The sequence below is a fragment of the [Clostridium] ultunense DSM 10521 genome (assembly GCF_000511955.1).
Classification (GTDB): Bacteria; Bacillota; Clostridia; order Tissierellales; family Tepidimicrobiaceae; genus Schnuerera; species Schnuerera ultunensis.
The window spans coordinates 499708-525346 of sequence record NZ_AZSU01000003.1; the positions used below are offsets into that span (position 1 = coordinate 499708).

Annotated in this window: 20 protein-coding genes and 1 pseudogene; 3 read left to right on the plus strand and 18 right to left on the minus strand. The window is 29.6% G+C overall.

What is annotated here, in order from left to right; all coding sequences use genetic code 11:
• Positions 1–221, plus strand: a 221-nt coding sequence (locus CUL_RS18680) for an AAA family ATPase (RefSeq protein WP_162147640.1), incomplete at its 5' end; no start/stop codon positions are given.
• A gap of 283 nt (positions 222–504) precedes the next feature.
• On the opposite strand, the gene CUL_RS0109735 is transcribed toward CUL_RS18680, so the two are convergent.
• Positions 505–849 carry a helix-turn-helix domain-containing protein gene (locus tag CUL_RS0109735; RefSeq protein ID WP_157752641.1) on the minus strand — a complete coding sequence of 115 codons (345 nt, stop codon included), beginning with the start codon at positions 847–849 and terminating at the stop codon, positions 505–507.
• Positions 850–987: 138 nt separating this feature from the next.
• Here CUL_RS0109735 and CUL_RS0109740 point away from each other — a divergent pair, with 138 nt between their 5' ends.
• Positions 988–1401 (plus strand): Mu transposase C-terminal domain-containing protein, encoded by a 414-nt coding sequence (locus CUL_RS0109740; protein WP_025641416.1) that lies wholly within the window; start codon positions 988–990, stop codon positions 1399–1401.
• 1 nt (position 1402) lies between these two features.
• Positions 1403–2209 carry an ExeA family protein gene (locus CUL_RS0109745; RefSeq protein WP_025641417.1) on the plus strand — a complete coding sequence of 269 codons (807 nt, stop codon included), beginning with the start codon at positions 1403–1405 and terminating at the stop codon, positions 2207–2209.
• 292 nt (positions 2210–2501) lie between these two features.
• Here CUL_RS0109745 and CUL_RS0109750 read toward each other — a convergent pair whose 3' ends face one another.
• The 17 genes and pseudogenes from CUL_RS0109750 to istA form a co-directional block, all read right to left on the minus strand.
• Positions 2502–2876, minus strand: a complete 375-nt coding sequence (locus CUL_RS0109750; RefSeq protein WP_157752642.1) for a phage integrase N-terminal SAM-like domain-containing protein — start codon at positions 2874–2876, stop codon at positions 2502–2504.
• A 440-nt stretch (positions 2877–3316) separates the two neighbouring features.
• Complete coding sequence (locus CUL_RS19915; RefSeq protein ID WP_201767891.1) at positions 3317–3805, minus strand: DNA sulfur modification protein DndB; 489 nt, start codon at positions 3803–3805, stop codon at positions 3317–3319.
• 37 nt (positions 3806–3842) lie between these two features.
• A complete protein-coding gene (locus CUL_RS19920; RefSeq protein ID WP_201767874.1) occupies positions 3843–4358 on the minus strand; it encodes a DNA sulfur modification protein DndB in 516 nt (171 codons plus the stop codon).
• 64 nt (positions 4359–4422) lie between these two features.
• Entirely contained in the window at positions 4423–6579 is a 2157-nt protein-coding gene (locus CUL_RS0109760) for a DEAD/DEAH box helicase (RefSeq protein WP_025641419.1), read from the minus strand.
• Complete coding sequence (locus CUL_RS0109765) at positions 6576–7901, minus strand: BREX system ATP-binding domain-containing protein (RefSeq protein WP_025641420.1); 1326 nt, start codon at positions 7899–7901, stop codon at positions 6576–6578. The genes CUL_RS0109760 and CUL_RS0109765 overlap by 4 nt, the downstream gene beginning before the upstream one ends.
• Before the next feature lie 15 nt (positions 7902–7916).
• Positions 7917–9992: a hypothetical protein gene (locus tag CUL_RS0109770; protein WP_025641426.1), complete on the minus strand. Its 2076-nt coding sequence runs from the start codon at positions 9990–9992 to the stop codon at positions 7917–7919.
• A 30-nt stretch (positions 9993–10022) separates the two neighbouring features.
• Positions 10023–12665, minus strand: coding sequence for a PglZ domain-containing protein (locus tag CUL_RS0109775; RefSeq protein ID WP_025641428.1), 2643 nt, complete (start codon positions 12663–12665; stop codon positions 10023–10025).
• Positions 12665–16336 (minus strand): BREX-1 system adenine-specific DNA-methyltransferase PglX, encoded by a 3672-nt coding sequence (gene pglX, locus CUL_RS0109780; protein WP_025641430.1) that lies wholly within the window; start codon positions 16334–16336, stop codon positions 12665–12667. Before pglX ends, CUL_RS0109775 begins: the two co-directional genes overlap by 1 nt.
• A gap of 11 nt (positions 16337–16347) precedes the next feature.
• Entirely contained in the window at positions 16348–19971 is a 3624-nt protein-coding gene (gene brxC / locus CUL_RS0109785) for a BREX system P-loop protein BrxC (RefSeq protein WP_025641432.1), read from the minus strand.
• A gap of 15 nt (positions 19972–19986) precedes the next feature.
• Positions 19987–20529: a BREX protein BrxB domain-containing protein gene (locus tag CUL_RS0109790; RefSeq protein ID WP_025641434.1), complete on the minus strand. Its 543-nt coding sequence runs from the start codon at positions 20527–20529 to the stop codon at positions 19987–19989.
• Positions 20501–21292: a BrxA family protein gene (locus CUL_RS0109795; protein ID WP_025641436.1), complete on the minus strand. Its 792-nt coding sequence runs from the start codon at positions 21290–21292 to the stop codon at positions 20501–20503. The genes CUL_RS0109790 and CUL_RS0109795 overlap by 29 nt, the downstream gene beginning before the upstream one ends.
• Complete coding sequence (locus CUL_RS0109800; protein WP_025641437.1) at positions 21292–21912, minus strand: BrxE family protein; 621 nt, start codon at positions 21910–21912, stop codon at positions 21292–21294. The genes CUL_RS0109795 and CUL_RS0109800 overlap by 1 nt, the downstream gene beginning before the upstream one ends.
• Before the next feature lie 229 nt (positions 21913–22141).
• Positions 22142–22582, minus strand: a complete 441-nt coding sequence (locus CUL_RS0109805; protein ID WP_025641439.1) for a hypothetical protein — start codon at positions 22580–22582, stop codon at positions 22142–22144.
• Positions 22583–22595: 13 nt separating this feature from the next.
• Positions 22596–22991 carry a hypothetical protein gene (locus CUL_RS0109810; RefSeq protein WP_025641441.1) on the minus strand — a complete coding sequence of 132 codons (396 nt, stop codon included), beginning with the start codon at positions 22989–22991 and terminating at the stop codon, positions 22596–22598.
• 99 nt (positions 22992–23090) lie between these two features.
• Entirely contained in the window at positions 23091–23291 is a 201-nt protein-coding gene (locus CUL_RS0109815) for a hypothetical protein (protein ID WP_157752643.1), read from the minus strand.
• A 100-nt stretch (positions 23292–23391) separates the two neighbouring features.
• Complete coding sequence (istB, locus tag CUL_RS0109820) at positions 23392–24144, minus strand: IS21-like element helper ATPase IstB (RefSeq protein WP_025641444.1); 753 nt, start codon at positions 24142–24144, stop codon at positions 23392–23394.
• Between the two features lies 1 nt (position 24145).
• Positions 24146–25636: pseudogene (gene istA, locus CUL_RS17145) on the minus strand (IS21 family transposase); the annotation flags it as partial.
• Positions 25637–25639 lie beyond the last annotated feature (3 nt).

Below are 25639 nucleotides of genomic sequence, written 5' to 3' on the forward strand. Positions count from 1 at the left end.
AAGAAACAGCAGATTATTGTACCAGTAGATTGAAAATAGCAGGCTGTATGAATGAAGTATTTACTCCATCAGCCTTAACTGCTATTCATACCATAACAGGTGGAATCCTAAGATCAATAAATAACATAGCCATAGCTAGCCTAATGTATTCAACCGTTAGAAAGATGCAAGTAGTAAATGAAGAAACAGTATATCAGGCTAATATTGAAACGGGAATTTAAATATTGGTTTCTTGCCTATCTGGAGGATAGGGCTCTGCAGGGATGCAACCTGAGCGCCAAATAGGATTCTATAAAAACATAAAGAATCATAAAAGGGGTATCTATCCTAGATACTTCTTTTATGTTTTTAAAGAACAAATGCGAAAAATCCCGGGGTTTGGGGCAGAGCCCCAAGGTTCTATGTAATACTAGGACAATTTGAAAATCTACTAAATATTTTCTGAATTAATTTGATAATTTAATGCTTTTGAAGTCTTTTATAGATATTATAAAGCAAGAAATTTTACTTGTTTAATTTGAGAATCGACATTCTACCAAGGAGCCCATTTTTCTCATTTTGTTCTAATAATTCATTTATTTTATCTATTATCTCATCTGTTAACTTAGTCCTAGTTCTACTACTTGTATCATACTTAGGTTTAGAAGTCATTTCTTCAATTAGAAGTAGTATTTTACTTCTATCTTTTTCTTCATCTTTATCCAAATCCTCTAAAAGTTCAAGTTTAGATTTAAATTCATTGATATATTTTGCTACTGTAGATCTTGACATTTTAAGGTCTCTACTAATTGCTCTTTGTGATTTATTTTCCCTAAAATACTGCATTAGTATTTCGGCCTTCTTATCCAAACCTATCACCCTCCATCTCCCCCTTAAAAAGATATGCTTAAGGGGAATTATATTTTAAGGTGGCTTGGTTTTCAATTATTATGGTGGCCTACTTTTAAAGTATCATAAACATCTTCTTTAGAAGAATTAAATTCTTCTTTGTTTAAATATACTGAGGAGGATTACAACTCTAAGGTTCATTCTTCTACTAAGGAGAAACCTATTGATAAGTTTATTCGTCATATTGATTTAATTAAATTTATCCCTACTAAACAGGAAATTGACTATATTTTTCTCTATAGGGTTACTCGTAGAGTTAAAAAGGATTCTACTATTTCTATACAGAATATACTCTTTGAAGTTCCGCAAAGGTATGTGGGGGATACCATTAACATCAGATATGATCCAACTAGCATGGATAAGGCCTATATCTTTTCTAATGATAATCTTCTCATTGATACGATTTATCCAGTTAAAAAGATTGATAACTCTAAAATTAGAAGGGAGCATAATGTCAAACCTGTTGATTTTTCCTCTTTTAATCCCAATGAAAATGAAAGGAGTATGAATTAATATGTATAAAGCTTTTTATGGTTTAAGCTATGATCCATTTCTAAAATCCATTGAAACCAAGGATTATTTTAAATCCCAAGACTTTAAAGGGGCATTAAGTAGATTAGAATTTCTAAAAAACATCAATGGTTTTGGTCTAGTTACGGGAGAACCTGGGGTTGGTAAGTCGTTTCTCCTTAGATGTTTCGTAGATTCTCTAAATCCTAATCTTTTTAAACCTGTATATATTCCAATTTCTACTTTAACTGTTATGGACTTTTACAGGGCCTTATGTAATGGACTTGGGATTATTCCAGCATACAAAAAAATTCTTATGTTTAAACAAATTCAAGAATCAATCTATACTTATCAGCACAGTAAGAATATTACTCCTGTGATTATTGTAGATGAGGCACAGTTTTTAACTAATTCAGTGCTAGACGATTTAAGACTTATATTTAACTTTGAAATGGATTCTAAAGACTATGCAATTTTAATTTTATCAGGGCAGACTCCATTTATCTCCCAGATTAGTCGTCAGCCCCATGAAGCCCTTCGCCAAAGGATTGTTGTGAATTTCCATCTTACAGGATTAACTAAAGATGAAACTAAAGAGTATATTAAATCAAGGTTAAAATTAGCAGGATGCTTTGATCAAATATTTACAGACAGTGCATATGAATTACTCTATTCTAGTACAAATGGCTCCATAAGAACTTTAAACTCTTTGGTTAGAATGTGTTTAATTTCTGGAGCTAATGAAAAGCTTAAGTCTATTGATAATGAATTAGTCTTTATGGCCCAAAATGAATTAAATATTGTAGCTTAACACTCAAGGTGTGTCTTCTTCCTTAGGAAGGATAGGGCTCTGCAGGGATGCAACCCGAGCGTCTTAAGGAAGGTCATACCCTTAATCTCCCCTTCTTGGGGAGAAGGCACACCTTTTTCAACATAAAATTAAGGGGTTACCTTTAAGGCGATAAATCCCAGGGGTTTAAGGGGACTGGTCCCCTTTTCTTTTATTTTCAAGGTACAATAATTTGACTTATTCCATAAAAACCTTATGGTCAGATTATTTAATCTGCTGTATTATATACTTTTCACTCCGATTTTAGGTTAATTTAATTTGACTTTTGCGGGATGGAATAATGTGCTTCGTAACATTTAGTAACATCAGAAGGATTCGCAAATGTCTGCTGAACCTTAATATTATCTTTTTTTGAAACTACTTGGTCCTGTTGTATTTCATTCTCAATTAATAATTCATTATACTTTATTAATGCACTAATTTTACAATTTATGGTTCTTCCTGTATCCTTCTTTATGTTACGAAGATAACCGATATAATCTAAGATGTTTTCCCGGTATAGCACCGAACAGTCTCTGCCAAAGGCCTCTAAATACCATTGATTATAACCATTAACATGCAAATAGTAACTATCGATAGTATTCTTGCTCTTTCCTTGCAGTGCTAAATATTCTTTAAATTCCTCCATCAAGAACTTCACCCCCCATAAATTATGTTGCCATCCATACTTCTCAATTCCAATAAATTATGTTGAATTTATAGATAGATGTTACCGCATTTCTTGATAAAAGTCAGGACCTTTGCAGCATAATTTATATTATGTTGAAATATTATTCTACTATTCAGTCTCCTAAATAGCATACTAGATTCCATAATATATGCTTATATGTTGGTCCCTCTTTCTATGGAGGCTTTTTCATTGGGTTAATGTCAGAATCAAACTCTCCCCCATTATGTTACACTGTATAGATTAAATAATAATAAAAGTGCCATAACCCTTTTATTTTCAGGACTCATGGCACTTAATTGACAGTAACATATTGTAATTATGTTACACTCATATTAAATTCGATTATTATACCTATACGTTCCTACTTATCATTTAAATCTATTAAAACAACTTAATAATTAATTCTCCAGAAGTTGTTCAAACTGCTCAGAGATTTTTTCAACAAAATAATTCCTTGAATCATTACTATTTATAATAGCAAGTCTATTTCTTCCTCTTTTTGTAACCCTTCCAAACCAAATCTCAGATTCCTTATGTAAATCTATTTGGTTAATTAAAGGTATGTACTGTTGCCAGTTTTCTATATCTCTTAACACTTTACTTATTGCTACATAACCATAAAACATAAAGTTCTCTGCTAATAATGATGTTTCTTTACTTTCTTGGCGACTTTCATAATCTAGAAGTTCTGGTACCTGATTAAATACTTCATCAAAAAACTCACATAAATAGATTGCCAATTGTCTTGCTTGGGCATTTGTCATTTCTCTATATACCATATTGATTGCATTTACCATAGTTGCAAATGTTACGACATTTCGCTTCTCACTTTTTGTGATTGTATTCCTTACAATCTCAATTCTTCCAGATAATTCACTATTTCTCATTAATTCCCTAACAATCTCATTTGAGTGATCTGCAGTATTAAAATTGGGAGAATTGATGAAATTGCTGTTGTGCTTTCTCTATATCATAATGCGTTATTTTAACTGGAAATGCAAAGGAGTCTAGAGGAATATTTGTTATTCCTTTTTCATTAGTTTCTTTTAACATTTTTAGTGCACGAATACGATGTTGCCCATCTGCTATATTTATTTCGCCATTTATCGCGATTACATTAGTATCACTTGATTCATCATAAAAAGCATCTGAAATTCTACTTTCTTCTGTATTTAATACATTAAGAGTAATCATATCTTCAAAAAAATTGCCTTCAACCATTGATTTATATATCTTCTTTACATTAGAATTACTGTACACTGGTTCTTCGATTTCTTCATTGTTTCTAATCCTTACCTTAGTGCCTCTTTGAATCTCTGGATTATATGTTATTATCCCATCATCCCAGAATTCAACTAATTGGTAACCATCTAAGATAGTCATATATACATCTTCATTTCTATTAATTGCAAATATAATATCAAATTCAATTTCTCTCATCTAGTGTTCCACCCTTCTGTTAGCATAATATACTTCTCATTCTTAGTGATTTTGATTTTTACAATTATAACCTATCGTATATATTTTCAATATTTATATTAGATTCTTTTAGTAATTTTACTGTATTTTTTATATCTACTAACTCATATTTAAGAACTTCTATTTGCGCAAACCTCGGTAAATGTTTATAAAACTTAGAATGACTTTCAAAGTTAGAGGATATTAAAGCCTTCTCAATTATTTCTTCCATTTTATCTGTATCTGTTTTAAGTCTATTGAATATATCTAAAATATGTTTTTCAGTAATATTTTTTTCTACTTTTCTAACCTTAAGTTTGTCATAGGAAACGTTAAACTCAAGCCCAAGTTCATGTTGAATTATTAATCCAAGAGTGAAATTCACCTTATGGCCTGCATAAGTATATATATCGAATCCATCTTTTACTACATCTATAAGGATTTCATCCAAATCTATAGATAATGCAGAATGCTCTAATCGTATGCTTTTTAATACATCCTTAGACCTAATATCAATGTATGGATAATCGTTGTTACTATTAAGTACTTTTAGCATTTGTTTGGCTATTTCATAAGATATGACCATCCCATTACCCATCCATATGGCAAGTCCACCTTCTTTAGATATTTGCACATATATTCTATATCTATCATAATCAATCTTGTCTATCACCCATGTATTTCCTGCTAATATAAATTTAGATGTCTTATTTTCTTTTAATAGTGAATAGATGAACCACGATTGCAAAGTTCCAATTTCTTTATTTTTATATATAATTGAAAATTCAGGTATAGTTTCAAATACAGATAAAAAGTTCATTATAAAGTTATAACCATATTCCTTCTCAATTTCCTTACCAAGCAGATATTCACCATTACTAAATTCCAGATAGTTTTCATCAATAAGATATTGAATAAATTCTAGTAACTTATCCTCGTTAATATCTTTAAATGAATTTGATTTCTCTACAATCCCTTTTAAATATGGATGCTTTAGCCCGAATTTTTGTTGGATCATAGAAAACAATTGTTGAAATAGTACAGTATATGCTGCTAATGGAGTTGGGGTAGACTCTATCCACTTTTGTCTTGCTAACTCAACAATCGCAATAGCATTTATTAAGAAGAATTCTTGGCTAACACAGAATTCATAATGTGATATAGTGCCTTGCCTTCTACCCGTTCTTCCCATTCTTTGCCTAAATGAAGCGACTGTTGAAGGACTGTTTAATTGCATAACAACATCTAGTTCACCCACATCTATCCCTAATTCCATAGTAGATGTGCAGCATAAGCACATTTCACTTGGAGCATTTTTTAATTTATCCTCTGACATTTCTCTTAAATTCTTACTAATGGAAGAATGATGAACCTTTGCATTTAGCCCTAGGTTCTTTAAGATTCTAGACATCATTTCACTATTAGTTCTACTATTACAGAAAAATAATGCCTTTTTGTCTCTTAACTCAGGTAGTAGACAACTAACGGTATTTTCACTAAACTCATCAAAATATCTAATAAAAATTTTAGATTTATTTCCCTTGTTTTCTGGCTTGATAACTGATTTTCCTCTTTTACTAGACCCAGATATCCAATCTAAAATTTCTTCTGGATTACCTACAGTTGCAGATAAACCTATCCTTTGAATATCATACTTTGAATAAGTCTGGATCCTTTCAATGATACTCAGAAGTTGAGCCCCTCTATAGTTTTCTGCAAAATAATGGACTTCATCAATTACTATGAATCTTATATTTGAAAACAATTCTTCTGGGTCATATGAATCTGACATTAGTATAACCTCTAGTGATTCTGGAGTAGTGGCGATAATATGTTTTGGTTCTATCTTAAATTTTCTCTTATTGCTATAATCAACTTCTCCATGCCATTTAAAAGCATCTATATTTCCAATTTTCCCCAGTTTTTTCAATCTAAACTCCTGATTATTAAGCAACGCCCTAATTGGAGATACATAGATTACTGAAATAGGTTTCAATTTTTCTTTATAGATTTCAGATATAATAGGTAAAAATGCTGCTTCTGTTTTTCCTCCAGCAGTCTGTGCAATTAAGATAGAGTTATCTCCATTCAGAAGACGTGGGATAGTCTTTTCTTGTATAGGTGTTAGACTATTCCACTTTAAAACGTCTTTGATTCCATTCTGAATTTTATCATCTAATAAAAAATAACTAGATTCCATCATAGTTCCATCTCCATGGCAACTTCTCTACCATATAGTTCAATTTGCTTATTAACTTCCTCTATCTGTTCTTCAGAAATGTTTAGAAGTGATTTTATTTTACTCATAGGTTCTTTTTTCGCTGCTTCTAAGATGAATATAAAATTCCGTAAAAAGGTCCTCGGTAATATGCTTACTTCCTTTCCAAAAGCATTAGTAAAACTTCGGACATATTCTCCTATAAACTCATCTGATATTTTACTTTCGGGATTCCAGCCATGGACAATTCCGTGGATGTGTCTTACCTTTTTAGAAACTTCTATTAACTGGCTTGAATCAAATCTTGATAATTTAATGAGTGGTTGTTCTAATATTCGAATATCTCCTAATTTAATTGGCTCTATTCTGGTATATAAAGCATCATGCTCCTTTATGCCTTTTTCTTCGTCTTCTATTAATTCCTCCGTACCAGTAAATAGAAGATAGCAACCGGGCAGGTTATCTTTACTTACCATATCTATAAGTAATCTTAAATTTTCATAAGCCTGATATCTTATATCTTTTCTCTCTTTTCTTACAGTCTCAACTTCATCTATTATTACTAGCAAACCTGCATAACCAGATTTTTCTATGATATATAGTAATGTTTTAAGAAATTCAAATACATTTCCCTTATCTACTGATCCTTTAACCCCTATACTCCTCTTTATGTCGGCAGGTATATTAGTATCACCAGCAAACCAAGCAAGAGACTTTTGTGCCAATGTATTATCACCACGTAATAGCCCTGTACAAAATGATATAACTGCATTTACAATAGAAACATTAGTTGTATTTGCTTTAGCAAGTTCTAATGATATCTTATCTTCAAGCCTTGCTATAAGTTTTTCTTCATCCTCTTCATTATCATCAGGATCTAAGTTATATTTACTTATAATCTCAGATTTTTCTTTTTCAATCCAACTTTCGATTATAATTCTAAAAGCAGAGAACTCCCTAAATTCATTAGTTCTCATACCAACCATTATTTTATTGTATATTGTTTCAAAATTATGGAGTTGAGTATTCTTAGATATTACTATTTCTGAAATAACAAAATTATCCTTCAGTGCTTCCTCTTTTAAGACTTCGCATAAAAAAGATTTACCACTTCCATATGGCCCATATATCATTTTGAATCCTGAATGTGAATCCCCATTTGACTTGAATTTTATATAATCCAAATCTTCTAGTATTGCATCTCTCTCTTCTTCATGACCACACATAATATATTTGGCACCTTCATATGCTGGAACACTTCCATTGTGTAAAGCCCTTAAAATTTGTTGTCCTTCGTTTATATTCATCCCTTGAACTCCCCCCTATTTCAGATAATACTCATATGTTGACATACCTACAACCTTAAACCCTATCCAATCATGTCCTTCATTGTTAAGTTTTGAGATAAAATCTTGCATAAATACCATTACTGACTTAGAAATAAACCTAATACCATCCTTATTACATATTTCTTGTATATCTGCCTCTGTATAAGATGTGGCTCTTGTAAATAGTTCCAGAATTTTTCTTTCCCTTTTTCCTAATGACTTATTATTATCTAGATACATCTCTATTCTTTCTTGTACCGTTAAACCTTCAATATTAATGCTCTCTTCCTTTTCTCTAGCATTATCCTTAGTTGGATCATTACTATAATTAAGGATTTGCATCTCAAAGTTGTATAGTCGTTTTTCTTCTAATTTTCTAGATATATATTTTTCCAACCAAACATTTAAGTTGTAAAAATAATGTTCATTGTCATTGTAATTAATCTTTTTATTATAAATTAGGTAATACATTAAAAGAGATATGTTTCTATTATCTATATAGTCAATATTAGGGATTTGTATATAGTTTGCTATTATATCATCTATATCTAAATCAATATCTTCAATGATTTTATCTTCATACCTCATTTTGAAAGAATTAGAATAGTATTTGACCATATATTTCTTGAATATTTTCCAAACTGTATTAAAATTATCTGTATTTTCCTTGGCTCCAACTTTCTTTAATATCAACCTTATGAAAAGGTCTAAATATGAATTCTTATAATGCTTAATCTCTTCCACTTGTGAATTATCTATTTGATTTTTTTCTAAGTATAATAATTTATCCTTATCTAAATATATATCACCAGAATATTTTTCTATAAAGTTATAAAATAATATTTTAAACTCATCATTGCCATAAATCGCTTCTATTTTCCAAATATCTAGAATTTTATTTAAAATACAAACTAGATCTGAAGTCCATTTTCTTTTCAATCGTGATATTTCTAAATTTAAGTCACTTATTGATTTATTTTTACTTGTGTAATTGACGTTACTTTGATTAGATTCTATATCTTTTGTTTTATATTTATTTTTATATTTATTTTTATTTTTATTATCACTGCAAATACCATTGTTATCACAATCTTCATGAGCCAGTTTATCTGCATATATATTGCCTTTTTCTAAATTTACTGACTGATGTAAGGTTAACTGAAAATTTACATTTAAATATTTTATTAATTTTTCATAGTTTTTCAGATGCTCTATCCCATATAAAGTAAAGACTATGTCCTTATTTAACCTAATATGAACACAATCTACATCAACTTCTGTATACATCTCTATCTTTTTATCTTTCAGAATATTAGTTATTTTAAAACCATCACAATAAAAAACTAAATTCTTATGATCTAATCCTAATACTCCAATTTCATACTTACCTTCATCATTATCTAAGTATTCCACATGACTAATGACTAGATTACTCGAGGTATGGTTTACTATATACCGATATAAATTTAATATATTTGATTCGGTTTTCGCGGTTAATTTTTGTATTCTTTTATCATAGGTTGAAAGTAATTCAAGCATACTTTCATAATCTAATAAATATTTATTTAGTTTTTCTTTATAAAGATACTCACCTAGAAATGTTAATTCCCCTATGCAATTATGAATATTTTCATTGTGAAAACTATTTCCATTTAATCCAGTGTACTCTGCTCTTTTTACTATCAGATATTTATTAAGAACATCATCAACATTATTTAAATTCCTAAATGCATCACCATATAAATTAAAATTGTGAATATAATTATAATCCTTACTCTTCTTATAAATTATATTAGTTAACTTATTTACCTTCTTTACAGCATCCAGATTATTATTTTTAATCCTCTCCATTAAATATCTAATTCTCTGATTTAAGTAATGAAAATCTGATTTTAGTTTTTGATTGTATTCATAATTTTCTAGTTTTACATCTTCCCATTTTCCCTTAATTACATCCCTTAATAAATATCTCCCTTTTTTAATAAAAATACATTCAGGTATATAGTTGTCCAACATTTCATCTATTAAAGCATTAATAATCGTTTCTTCATCTAAAACTTGTATATCCATAGTTTCCCCCTGTATACAATTTTTTCATCTCTATTTCAGATAGTACTCATATGTTGACATACCAACAACCTTAAACCCTATCCAATCATATCCTTCATTATTAAGTTTTGAGATGAAATCTTGCATAAATGCCATTACTGACTTAGAAATAAACCTAATACCATCCTCATTACATATTTCTTGTATCTCAGAATCTGTATAAGAAGATGCTCTTAAGAATAACTCTAGTATTCTTTTCTCTTTCTTACTTAAACTATTATTTTCAATATAGTTTTCTATTTGTTCTTTAACTGATTTAGGAATTTCCCTTGTCTTATTTTGGGCAAAATCCGTACTTAAGCCAACATCCTCTAAACTAATTTGTTCTACTACTTCAGGAGTATATTTTTTTATTACTTTTTCATCATTTTTCTCTATAACTATTACAGGTACTAGTAATTCTTGAAGCGATATTCCTCCATGGTGAAATTTAGTTCCTCCACTAACTGGAAACACATTTATTCCCCTTGGAAAATTAAAATATAAATCTCCATCATAATTTGAGGAGTAAGCACTCTTAGTTATATAGTTTCCCTCTACCTTTTTTCTTGAAATAGTATATCTTCGTTTCTTTACAACATTATCCATATCCTTTGAAATATCTACCTTCATCCATTCCTCTAGCCCAGAAGTTAATATGAAGCCATGATCAGCAACAACAACTATTTTTTCAATATCAATATCTATCAATTTCTTTATTGCACTTTGTATCTTATTGAGCAGTCCGGGAAAAATCTGTATGCTGCTATCTTCAATGTGACCAGCCTCATCGATTTCATTTGAAAAAATTAGTATTCTATTTTTTTCTTCAAATTCATTCTTTAAACTATTTATTGGAATATCTACAATTTCACTTAAGTTTTTAACTACTCCATCACCATCAGATATTTCCAAGAAAAATTTAACACGTTCCGATTTATTATTTAATGAATAATTAAGGTTTCCATCTGTTATTTTTATTAAATTATTCTCTTCATTTAAGATAAGTTTTGTATTACCGTTAGGTAACAAACTAGCCATTCCGAATTCCGTAACTGTTGGTATAGAAGAGATAATTGGTGTGATTGTTTTATATTTAATTTCATCAAGCATTGAGAATATTTCTTTTCCCATTTCATATCTTAAAGCATCTACTATTACTACTGCTGTCTTCTTATCAGAGTTTGATACATATTTAGACCAAAAATCTAATTGTATATCTGTCTTAAATTCATAATCGTGTTTACTCTCAATAATATTTGATATCTCTTCATTTAAGGGTTTAAGATATTGGTAATAATATCTCTTGTCCACAAAGTTTAGAAGTTGCGATATAAAATCATCAATCACAGTGTAATCTTCTTGAACTTTTCTATACAGTAGGTCTATCTTCCACCAATTATTCATTTCATAAAGAGAAATTATATTATCAAAGTTATTATCTATTGCTTTGAACTCTTCTTCAAATAGGTAAATCATGTTTATTAACTGAAATATATTATTAAGGATGTTCCATTTGTTAAATATCTTTGATTTAGAAAAATAGTATCTTCTTCTAATATCTACAAATACATTTAGATCTTTTAATTGGCTCCTTAGTGATTCTATATCTATACCATTTTCAATTTCGCTATACTGATAATTTCTTTGTTCTTCCTTTACATATAAACCGTTCAAATATCCTAATAAGTCTTCTTTTATTAAATGTGGGTCCTGAACCCCTTTAAATATCTGAATCTCTAATTTTTTATATAAAATTTCCTCTATACCATATAGATATTCAATAGCAAATAACTCGTCTACTTCCATTTCATTAAGTACATTTATCATGTATTTTTCTGAAACCTTTTTAGAGTACTCAACAAACTTTTCTCTATAAATTTCATGATTAGCCCAAGTTTCAAGAAGTTGAACACAATTCATTATTTTATTAATATTTGATAATCTAATTCCAAAAGGTCTTATATCTTTATTTCTGCTTTTCTGTATCAACTCACTTTGAAACAAACTATCTACGATGTATTCAACAACTTTATCCTTTGACTCAAAATTAGATACATTAATACCATATTCTAAAGAGAGGAATTCAAAAAATTTATCTTTAATCCTTGCTTCTTCAAGTATAGATTCATACTTATCTGTTTCGCAAATATATTTAAGTATTGTGTATTCTTTACTAATATCAACATACCCAAATCCATTAGTTAAGACAATATCATCAAGTGTTTCTTGATTAAGGCTTCTAATAACACTCTCAGGTATAATATCCCATAATCTTTTCAATATGTTTAGGCGTTCTTCCAGTGTTGATATGTCAAATTGACCAAAATCTATCCTGTAATTTCTTTCCAAGATATCTTTTACTGATGCAATATATGTGTCTCCAAAATATTCAAACTCAGTTAAAAAACCTTGCTTATTTTCTATATTAGAATATATTAGCCACTTTTTTGTAAGTTCACTATCAGCCAATAGTATTTTGTAGCGGAGTTCAATAAAACTGCCTTCATAGGCAATTTTATTGACTCCTTGTTCATCAAATAAATTAAACTCTTGTAAGAATTCATTCTGGTAATCATACCAAATAACAATATTAGAGTTCTTAAATTTTTCCCTTATCTCTGCTTGGATCAATTTATAAAATGGTGGTTTCATTACTTCCCTACCTCTTCATAGTACTTATCTCTTTCTCTCTTAGTTGCTACAGGGGCTGATAGTATAGGTTCTATAGGTATTATATTATACAATACCCCTTCATCTATATTAGGTTCATATGGCAATATCTCCATTATCTTTTTATCCAAAATATTAAGATCTTCTAATTTTGCTTCTAAGTCACTACATTTATCTTTGAAATCTTTTTCTTTACTCTTATCACCGTTAGTCCTTGCCTCGATTAACTGATTAGTATAATACTTTAAGTCTTCTTCATATCTACTTATCATTTGATTCAGATAGATGCTCTTAACTTTATATAAGGTATCATTATCCAGTTTATGATAGTAAATAAAACAATTAAAGGTTTTTTTAGGGCTACATATGTGCCAATATATCGGGCGTTTCTTATATTTTGTGACATGACTGTTATAGAAGTCTTTTATTAAATAGTCTTCTAATGGCTTACCCAATATCTGTTCTATTTCATCAAATATAGAGTCCCCACATTCTTCACCATATAATTTTTGTATACATACATATATTTTTTCGATAATATCCTCTTCTAAATATATTGTAGATGATACTGGTAGGATACCATCATCTTTGATAACAGTTAAATTAGATTCCCAATTTCCTAATATACAACCAATCAAATACGAAAGAAGGTTCTCCACTTCACTTTGAAGTTCTTTCTTCTTGTAAATATTGTATTTTTTAATAATATCAACTACATCGACTGGATTAATATCGAATTTTTCACCTAAAGTACTAAAAAAGTATCTTTCCTTAATATTGTTTTCCTTTATAAAATTGCATACTTCGTTTTCATTATAATTATTACCATTATATAATCCTTCCGATTTCCCTACTTCATAGAAAATTTCTTCTTGTAATGTATTTTTTATTTCATATATATTGAAGATTTCAGTATCTATTTTCCCATCATTTACAAGAATTTGTGCTTTTTTATACATGGTATCAAAATAGTATTCAGTAAAAGATTCTATAATCGAATCCCTTTTATACTTCATTAGTGGTGGTGACTCAAAAAAATATTCTGTTTCATCATAAGAAGATATTTCTTTAGCCAACAATATATTTTCTTCTACTAATTCCTCTACTATGTTTTTAATAATTTTGCTAGGTTCTTTCCAGGGTAGTCTTCTCAAATCTGTAGCCTGATAAGATACTGTAGGATTTAACAGATTCATAATATAGTTACAGAACTTTGAATTTATATATCCTAAAGTGTAATTAATCATATCATCCTCTACAAATATGGCTGGTCCTTTCATATCGAAAATACAATTTTTAGGCATGAACCTTGCATTGAAGTTTTCTCCTGCATTTGCAGAATAGCAAATTCCTTTCTTATACCAATAATCCTCTTTTAATAGATTTGATGTTTTGTTATTTTTATAAAAATGTCTAGCCTCTTCAGACCAATCCACTATCAAATTCCAATTACCAAAATACCTCTTATATTCCCCACCTTTAGAGTATAATATCCATCTCTTTCCTAATCCAATAGTATCTTTGCTTACTTCCCAAAAATATTTTAAATACTTTGAATTATTTGCCGTCTTATGCTGACTACCAGTCACATCTGCATAAGTTCCAAATGAACTTTTTTGAAACAATTCTAACATCTCTTCGTTCAGCATATATAAAAATGGTTGCTTATCTATTTTTGCAAATCTTTCTTGATTTACACTAAAGCAATAATTTTCATCTTTTTTTCTTAATAATTCATTGAGTTTATTCTTTTTCTCTTGTGCAGATTTAAATAAGGTCAATCTGATATATTCACCAAAGTTTGATTTATTCATTTGTTTGTTTAGCACAAAACTAACTGTTCTAACTTTTTCTCCTTTAATTTCTTCAAAAGCATGAGGACCTAAGTGCAAAACTTTTTCTATAAAAGAATTATTCAATATAAATTCACGTAATTTATCAAACTCCGAAATGAACATAAAGGAATCCTGTGTTATCATACCCACTCTACCATTTTTATCTAGAAATTCTAAACATCTCAATATAAAAACTGAATATAAATCTGATGAATTAACAGAGTAAGATTTTGATAAATAATCCTTTAATTTATCATTCATGCTCCTTTTCCCCATATAAGGAGGATTTGTTACTACTACATCATATTGTTTCATAAATATATCTACTAACTTAACGGATTTTTGGGCTTCGCTTGCAAATAACTGCCTTGATATATCATTTGCTTTAATAGCCTCGCTATAAATAGCATCCAAACTACTCATTAGTTCTCTTTCTTCCTTAGTAAAATCTCTTTGAGACTTATAATCTGATAAGGAAGTAGATTGTTCCTTCAGTAACGATTCTTGTCCTTTAGTTTGCTTTCTCTTAGTTCTTTTTGCCTTGCTTAATTCTTTCTTAGCAAGTCGATTCTTAAATTCCTCAAAAAGTGGAAACAACTTCTTTTCAGGTTGGATAAGACTTCCTTTAAGTCTAACATCTTCAAACTCCTCATAAATAATTTCTATCATTTTTAGTATAGTCTTATTACCTTTATGTTTTTCTTTTAGATCTTCTAATCTACTTCCATTTAATAGAATGGAATCAGCACATACTAAATTAACTGAAAGTTTATCCTTTGTATTGGTGTCATAACCATTATCTTTTAAGATTGATTTGGTCTTTATAAATAATATTAAACCAGTTAACTGAACCGCTCTTAAGTCTATATCTATTCCGTATATATTATTTTCAAGTATTTTGTAAGGTATTTCTTCTTTTGAATATATACCTTCTTCTACATACATGTCATAAAACAAATCATAAGCCTTTACTAAAAAATGACCACTTCCACAACAAGGATCTAAGAGTTTAACATCTTCTACTTTTTTATCTTCTCGTTTACCTTGTTTTATCTCATTCCATAATGAACCTAATGAATTATCTACTATCCAATCAACAATCCAATCTGGAGTGAATAATTGTGTTGCAGCAGGTATATCTTCTACCTTTATCTTTTGCTTTTTATTATAAAGTCTGTCAAATACATCTTCTTTTTCTTTTTCGTTAAAATATTGATAAATCCAACCTATAATTTCATCCTGTCCCCATGATTCCTCATCAATATTAGTGCATAGGAGTTCTATTACTTTCAATAAACTTGTACTTGATGGAGTTACGAAGGAATATTCATCCTCCGTATTAAATAACATCTTTATCTCCTCACTGATTTCTTCAAACATTATATTTAAGAGGTATCCTAATCCTCCATCCATTTCATACTTGCAAAATTCTCTTGCAACTTCATAGAATCTAGATCCAATAAATGATCTATTACCATGTTCTCCTCTAGGTACTAAAATTTCATCAATAAGGCCTCTGACCTCCATAACCCTAAGAGCCGCTAAGCGATTAAGGTAGGTGTATGATACCTCCTTTATATATTCCATAACGGCTTTGTCTTTCTCAAATCCACCTTTTTCAAATTTCTCAATTGCCTTTTCTATATTCTTTCTATTATTTTCTTGTTCCTCAGTTAAGTTTCTTAAATCTCTTAAGTTAACCCAGACTTTATTTATATAGATACCATAATTTATTAAAACCTGTTCTATATCTTTTTCTAATATTTCTCTACACTCAAGAATAGTAGATTTAATAGTTTTCTTCTGTTCTGCATTCAATGAACTCCCCCCTATTCAATCATTATGCTATTTCCAGCACTAATCTCTTCCATCAATTGCTTCTCAATTTTTTTCAGATAGTCTTTCAGAGACTTTGGACTTTGAATAAGTACATTTTTAGGAAAATTATTTGTACTTAAATACTTAATTACTCGTTTTGGAACTTCAACCTCATCCTTTTCTCTTTCTTCCTCAATTTGCTTGTTAAGATACTCATATAATTTATCCATGGCTTTTTCGTTATAAACATCTACTGCATCAATAATAGTTTTCATATCCCTAATAAATGTTCTACAAGTAGGACATGGAATTTCTAATTTGGAAATATTATGAGAACATAATTTATCAGAGAATGTACTTAATATATCTCCTTTTGCTATTTCGCTTTTAAGATTTAAGAAACTCTTATTCTTACTCATTTCTTCTATTTTCTCATTATAAACTTCATATAGAGTTTCATGAGTTTCTAAATATTCTTTTACATATGGATCATAGAGTTTATAAAAATCATCTCTAACAGTAGGCCATGAATCTATAAATGATTCACTTTTTAAATCCTTCATTATTTGAGCATATATTTTTTCTTTAATTTCTATATCCTCATCATTACGGTCAAGTTCTATTATCCATACATTATTTAAGAAATACTTCATTTTCTTATATTCTTTTAAATTCCCATTATCTATAAAATTCTTTAATTTCTTATATTTTGATAAGAATATTCCATATTCTGAGGCTTTTTGAACAAAGTTGTTTATTGTTTCACCTTGTGTCTTTGAGTTCAATATAGTTTTGAAAAACTCATCTAACTTGTCTATTGAATCTTTAAAGGCTAAATCGTTACTAGATATTACTTCTCTCATTGCTGAAATATCATTTCTATAATCAATTAATATATTTCTTGTATTGCTATATAACTCAACTAAGGTATCTTCAGAACTTCTGTTAAACATATTCATTAAAATATCCTGACATTTTTGCCTTGTAGATGCGTCAACTACTACCGCTAACTTGAAGACTGCTTTTCTAAAATTAGGCTCATTTTCAAATATATCTCTTACTCCTGATTGATTATAATCAAGAAAATCTTTGCCTTCGTAGTTAAGTTCTATATTACCATTTTTAAATAGTAAAGCCGTAAAAAGTCGTACTGCTTCTGAGGCCCACCCATATGGTTCATTATCAAATACACTTAGTAAATCCTTACCAATACATTGTCCATATTTATTTTTTAAGGTTTTTATTTCATTTAAAACTTCTTTTAATACTGCAGATTCGGCATTTACGTTAGTATCCTGTATTAGATTTAATCCACTTAAATCTATAGATAATTGATTTCCTTTAAAAACACTCTGAATATCTTCTTTTGTTATCTTAACCCCTACCGTATCAAATCTATGATAGACTTTTGGTATTGCTAGATTAGCAATATCTTCAAATATGGATTTTAAATCACCTTTATCTGGTGTAGGGAATTCCTTTCCTTGATATATATAGGTACCATCAATAAAAGACTTTTCAATCTTCTCTTTTATATCTTCATATAATTTTATATTCTTTTGTTCTTCTTTCCTTAAAAAGTAACTCTTATCTTCATCTGAACTCCATTTTCTTCTATATTCATCTATTATTTTATTGAAGATCAAATATTGCTGCATATCCTCATCAATTGTGCTATCATACTTTGCATACCAATAAATATTTCTGCTATCTCCTATGCTTTTCATTAAATGCTGCTGTTTTCTTAATTCATCTAAAGATTGCATCACACTATTTAAATTTAAACTTACTAGCCCTCTACTATTCCTTACCTCATCGTCAATGGTTAGTTGTATATCAAATGGTCTAATATTTTTATAATTTATTCTTGTTATAGTGAATATTCCATCGATTACTTCTTTTACTTTTTTATTTATATCTCTAACTCCAATTTCATTTAATCTAGAAATGGCTTCTTGCCTAAAACTCTGCTCCTCAGGCGCTATGAACTTATAATTTCCATGTGCATCTCTTTCTACATATCCATGTCTGTATAATATATCTAAGCCTGATTTAACCTCTTCTAAAATATCAATAAAATCTGCATCTACATTGTTTATTAGCAATTTTGCAATAGTATCTATATCCTTTTGTAATTTATCATCGTTGTCTAATAGATAAAGCACTTTTAAAATCTTTACTAATAGTTCACCATTATTTGGGTCCAGTTGTTCTGCTTCTTTAATACTTATTTGGATTTGATCATCTATAAATTCTTTTGCTTGTTCAAAGAACATATCTAAAGTAACTAATTCACCAATATTCTTCTCTTTCACATTAACATTACTGTCAATAAGTATCCCTTGAGTTGCTTTAATCATACTTCTATTAGTTCCACCTAGTTTCTTGTTAACTCTTGAATTAGAGATAACATTATAGTAAATAGGCTGGATTAGTCTTATATGATAAGGAAGAAAAGGATAAGTATCTATAAAATCTTCCTTATTTAGTTTAGGCATATATTTTTTAAAATCTTTAAACTCTAAGATAGATGATAACTTTCCTTTATTACTTTCATATAATCTATCTATATCTTTTACTACGTCTGACTTTTTCTTTAAAACTCTTTCATTTATAACCTTATCTAAGTTTTCTGGAGTCAAATGTATCCTTACTTCAAATCTATCTATTACTTTATTTACCTCATCTTCAGTCTTTAAGTACTGCTCTGTTATTTGTTCTAATTTGTTTTGTGAAGATACTGCAAACCATAGTTTACCTTTACCTTTTCTAGCAAAAGTACTTTCTATGGCTTGTAGATATCCAATTACCTCTGGATTTGCAGAAATGTATTGACCTATTTCATCTACGATTACAAATAATCTATTATTTTGGCCATTCTGTTTGTCTAGTTCGTCAACATATTTACATAATTCATCTGCCAAAATAGACGCAGAAATACTTTTACTTCTCTTAAGGTCTTCTATATAATCTTTTGCTATTGATTCCGTAGGTATTTGTTCTGGTAATACCCTAACTAGTGCTCTTTGAATATAGTTTTGACCTATTCTTGTTGGCCTTATATCTTCCCATTTCCTATTACTCATTTCTTCAATAGTTTGTACAAATTCTTCATACTTTCCTTCATCAGATAATTCTTTTTCCATTTCTGCTACCCAAAGTTTTCCTGTATAAAATCCTCTAGCGCTTAGCCATTGTTTATAAATAGTTTGTTCTATAGGCTCAACTTTTCCTTCTAATTTTGCTGCCTCTTCTAAGATATCAAACATCACTACAGTAGTTTTATATGTTTCATTTATTTTTTCTATATAGTTTTTTAAAGTATTGGTTTCGTCTCTTCTAATAAAAATATCCGCAGCAGAGCAATCATCAAATTGATGGTTTTCTAGTAGATATCCGAAAATCTTTAAGAAATGTGATTTACCTGAGCCAAACCATCCAGATATCCAATATCCTACCTTGTTCTTATCATTAAGATATTTATCCAAGCACTCCTTAAAATGTTCTCTTAATTGATCTGTAATAACATACTCTTGTAATTCTTGTTTTGCTACATTTACATCATCTTCTTGTACCTTAATTACTGGATTTATGTATCTTTCTATAGGATCCCTAAATAAATCTTTAATTAACATACTCTTAACCCCTTTCTATATTATTAAAGCCCTAAGGGCAGTTTCCTTATATTTGTTTAATAGTGTAACTGAAAATCTGTCATAACTTCCCGGATAAAAGAATACAACTGGAATTTGAACTCTTCCCTCTAAATAAGATAGTAATCTAATAAAGTTAAAGTATATAGCCGTTGCTCCTACTCTAGTAACCAATATTCTTCCTTTAGGACCTATTTCTTTAGCCTTGGATATGAAGTGAGACCTTACTTTTTCTAATAAAAATTCTCCTAATTCCTCAACCATGTCGATGTCTTCTTCTATCTTTTCTAATTCGATAATGCCATCTATAGTCTCGTATTCCTCTATAATATCAAACAAAAGTTGTTCCATATTTATTAATTCTAAATGAAACCCTTCTATTTCCTGTTGTAATTTGTTTATTATATACATAACATCCTTATGCTCCTCTTTTTCATAAGGACAAATGACAAAAGGAACTCCTGAATGTCGTACCCAAGCAAGGCTATCATTATTGATTAACTCTATTATCTTAGTGTATTTCTCCATTAACGTAGCCATCTATTATCTCCTTCATAGTTTTATATCTATATATTAGAGTTTTAGGTTCTTCCCTTCCAAAGTCTAAAACTCCATTTCTATATGCTTCTTCAAGTAATATATGAATATCGCTTTCTAACAGCAAAAACAAATGTAAATCCTTGCATTTATATACATCTTCTATAGTCTTAATGCTATCTTTATTCATGTATAGAACATAGTAAAAAATTATTGATGGAATAAATGGTTTATTAAACGTAGGTCTTTTTCTACTATCAATAAACCCAAATTCCTTTAATACTCCCATCATCCCTGAGCGTACATCGTTAATGGTCCTTTCAGACCATTTAGATACATTTTTGTCTTTATCAGCAAGACCTAAAATAAACTCTGTTGTGTCTGCTGAAGATATCCCTAAAAAACCATCAGCATATTTTCCATATACTAGATTCGCTACATATTCGTAGATAATTCTCTCTTCCTTGCATAAATAGTAGTATAGAAGGAGGTTTATAATACTATCTGAATCAATCTTTTTCAAAAAATAGATAAATGAGGTTTCTTTATAGCCATCTAATTGATCATATAGATACCTCTTTCTTAACTCGTAAAATATAGTCTCTGCTCTTCGTTTTGAAGTTTTTAAGATTAAATTATTATCAAGTACCTCTTTTCTTAAAAGTTCTACATCTTTTAATTCTAGATATTTTTTTAATATTACTTTTGTATCTGGTAAAACTGTACCTACTACCTTAATACTAGATCTGTAATCCTTTGATTCCATTATATAGCCATCCTTCTCTTATAGTATGGGGTTACAACGCTTCCTAGCGTACATAAATCATAAATTGAGATAAATGATTTTATTGCATCTTCAAAATTTACTTTGCTTCTATAGAATGTTTCGCTCATGCTTCCTAATTCAATAGTCTTTTTATCATCTAAAGTATGAGTTGGCAGTTTAGGTAGACTAAAAAATCCTCTAGCCCATGGACTCGTAAACTTTTTGTCCTTGATATTTTCAATCATATCTAATACTTCTTTCCAACCATCAGAGTTTGAAATTTCCTTTACGAAAGGAGTAAATATTTTGGTCTCAAATTCGTATCCAAAATTAAATAATGTAGTAAATCTTTTTTCTGGGATTTCTCTATTTTCTTTTTCAACAATAATTTTCCTTGCAATATCATAGCGTTGTTTATAGAAAGTATTAGGGAAGAATTTCTCTAAGTTTCTTCGCCCTACTTCACCTAAAATACTAGACTCCCACCATACATTGTTATCTTCTTCTCCTAAACGAATGATGGTCAATCTATAAAAAAGTGTATCTGCTAATATTTCTACATTGACTTCTGATTTATGTTTCTTTGCCAATTCATGAATTTTATTTCTTATGGCTTGCATATAAATTCCTCCAATCTGTTATGTACTATTTAAGATTATATCCCTTTTGGTAAGAAAAATAAAGAAATTCCAGCAATCTTTTTTGTATTGCTGGAATTTTTGGAGTGATTTTAATACTATTCTAAAATTTCGATTATTGCAAATAAAAGCAAGGGCTGTATACATGCTACATTCCGTAACTAGCCCTCGCTCTTACTACAATTAAAGACCAATACTATTGTTTCTTCTCCTATTTACTATCATCTATATCTTTTATAAGATACATAATAAATCTTAATATCTCCTTTATTTCTTCAGCATAAAACAGTTCATCTGGAACAGGGTAAAACTCACCTTTATACTTAATAGCACCACTGGCAATAAGTATAGTTACATCATCTAGTATGGTTTCTATCTTTTCTTTTGCAGCAATGCTTATGGACTTCTTATTTTTGAGATTTTGTCTAGCAGTCTTCCAAAAACCATGTTCTAAAATCTGCTTCTCTAAATTATAGATTAGTAGTTGAGGATCATTATAGTTACTTAAACAATTTAAATATTCTTCAGTTGTAAGTTCATCTAGCCTTCTCTTATAGGCTAAATATCTACGCTCATTTGATCCAACAATGTATTTAGGGTATTTAGGGTGGTAAAGATCTAATATAGTTTCAATTTTTAATAATCTTAGCATCTTAGACAACCTCCTAATCAAAGAATTGGTCGTAGTAATCTCTTGGGGTAGGTTTTAAGGGCGCTCTATCCTTATTAACTTCTTTAGCCCTTTGCTCTGCCTGCTTCCTTAGACTCCTATTTTTAAAACCTCGGGCAGCCGCCTTCGCCGTTGCTGTACTTGGCTTATTACATACAGACCATGCATAATTGTCGTTATCATTATCATCTGCCTCAAAGTTTACTTCTATCAGTAGTTTAAAACTTTCAAAAACATCATTTAAATGTTGTAAATTTTTATTCTCTAGAAGAGACATTATGGCATCTTGTTGTTCTTGTGAAACATTGAATTTAACCAACTGCCCTTCGATATCCTTTAAGAGTTTTTCAACTTTAGAAGTGTTTAAGGCTTTATCTTCACTGATAAACATGTCTTCAATATCTGTAACAGAAATACCTTCGAATTTATAAGTCTTATCATCAGTATTATATTGTACATTAAATTGTGTATTGCATTGTATATTATACCCCTATGTGGAGATTTCCTGTTCCCTATGGAAATTTTGAATCTCCACTGGGGTTTCCAAATCCCCTTTGGGGATTCCATTTTCTAAAAAATATTCAACTACCCGATTGTAGTTTTCCTTATCTCTTGTAGTTGCTAAAAGTATATTATAAATACCTTGTGCTAATTTTTGTGCAAATTTCTCCACTTTTTGATTAGATTCCATACGTTCTTTAGGAGATTTCCTTGTTCCATCTACCCTTTGTAAACGGCAAGTACTTTTCCTTAAATTTCGGAAAATAATTTTCCCGAACAATTTCCAGTTTCTAATCCTCTAAAAAGGATTTTCTATGTGTAAGCCTATAGCTTTTGCCAGTCATATTAAATAACTCACATTTATAGGTAAGCCTGTCTAATATAGCTGTAGTTAATGCTGGGTCTCCTAATAATTCGTTCCAATCTCCAAAGCCCTTATTTGATGTAATTATAATTGAAGTCTGTTCGTGTAAGGCTGATATTAACTGGAAAAACATATTAGCTTCCTCACGATTAATTGGTAGATATCCAATTTCATCAATAATTACAAGGTCTGAGGAATGTATTTTATTTATCTTTATCTTACTCTTTCTCATTATATCCTGTGTTTTTAATGAATAGACCAAATTGTCCATTGAGATGAAGCTTACCTTGTATCCCATATCTATAGCTTTATAGCCTAATGCTATGGCTAAATGTGTCTTCCCTACACCAGGAGGACCTAGGAAGATAAGATTGTATATCTTATCTATCCAGTCCATTTCTAGAAGCCTGTTTATATGTCTTTTGCTGATAGACTTTTGAAATTCAAAATCAAATTCTTCTATTGTCTTTATTACAGGAAATCCTGCATTTTTTAATCGAGTTTGTTTCTTTCTTTCCTCTTTAGCAATTATCTCTTCATTTAGTATTTTGTAAAGAAATTCTTGATATGATAAATCTTCATTTTCTCCATGTTCTATGAACTCATCTATCTTTTTCTGTAGATTTAATAGCTTTAGTTCTTTGGCATATTCTTTTATATAATCAATTTTACTTATCATCTTATCCCTCCAATGCTTTTACATATTCTGATGTATCCCTAATTTGGGTTTTAATATCATATTTTTGAGGGATAGAAGGGGTGCTTATGTCAGTTGTTTCTTCTGTTTTTTGGTTTTCTAATTCCTTATATTTCTCACCTAAAAATTCAATTGTATCTCTAAAACTTACAGCACTGAATATCTCTCTTTCTATGCAATATTTAAGAGATTCTTCTATGAGTTTTTTCTCTACATTTTTACAAGTATTGCATATTAAACTGTATTGGTCCCTTATGTATCTTGGTTTTTCAATCCTAATTCTATCGAGAAAAATCTTGGCTTCATTGGTGTTATTCAGTACATTTAAAGCTTTTTCATATAGTTTGTCTATCTTTAAAGTTTTATCCCTTTCAGGATGATCAATTTGTATTAATTTTCCTTTCAGTGTGCATTCATTATGTTCTGCTAAAATTTTACCTGTATCCTTATCTATTATCTGAATAATACCATCTAAATTACGAACTCCAACTGTTTTTCCTGGTTCATATGTCCCTTTAGGAACTTGATATCTATTTTGTTTATACGAAATGGTGTTGTCTTTTCTTACTGTATAGGTTAAAATTGAATTAGATGGTACATTTCTAAATGTTTGTGATACTGGAAGAAGGTATTTCTTTTCGAGGGAGAATACTTCTTTCGGTATCTTTTTTGTTGTTCCATGAATATTAGCATTTCCTGTTCTATCTAACCACAATAGACAATCTTCATTAAACTTGTCTATATCAACAAAAGTTCTATTCTTTGCAAAATTATACTTTAAATATTTAACAACTGCTTCTATTTTTCCTTTGCTTTCTGGGTCATATCCTCTACACATTCTTACTCTAATTTTCATAAAGTCTTTAAAGTTTTGAAATTCTTCTGTAAAAATTATGTCTCCATAGTTTTCATCAACTGCTAATAGTCTGTCTTGGTCATATACTATTTCGTGGGTTTTACCTCCAAAGTATTCAAAGGCCTTAGTATGAGCATCGATAAAATCTTTCGTTGTAAATGGCTTGTTCTGCCAATAGGCATATTTCATTCTAGAGTGAGACAGTACCATAGCAAAGGCATAAAGTTTAACTCTTTTTCCATCTGCATTGTTAAGCCATATTTGTCCAAAATCAACTTGTGCCTGATAGCCCATTGGAAGTTCTTGCACTGCTTCATGTTGTCTTTTAGATACAACCTTTGGAATATCATATTTATCTCTTATGTATCTTACATAGTTTCTCACACTCCTATCTGTGCATTTAATATCTCCATATCTTTCCTTTAACCAATCCAAAATCTGAGCTGCACTCATGTCTGGAAAATCTCTTAACCAACCTACTATCTCATCTTCATATTCATCTAGTATTTTCTTTCTAACCTTCACTTTTTCCATATTTTCAGCAAACTCCTTTACCTGCATATTCCAGTATTTAGATACAGTCCCATAGTCTAAATCTAAATATCTTGATACTTGAGATTT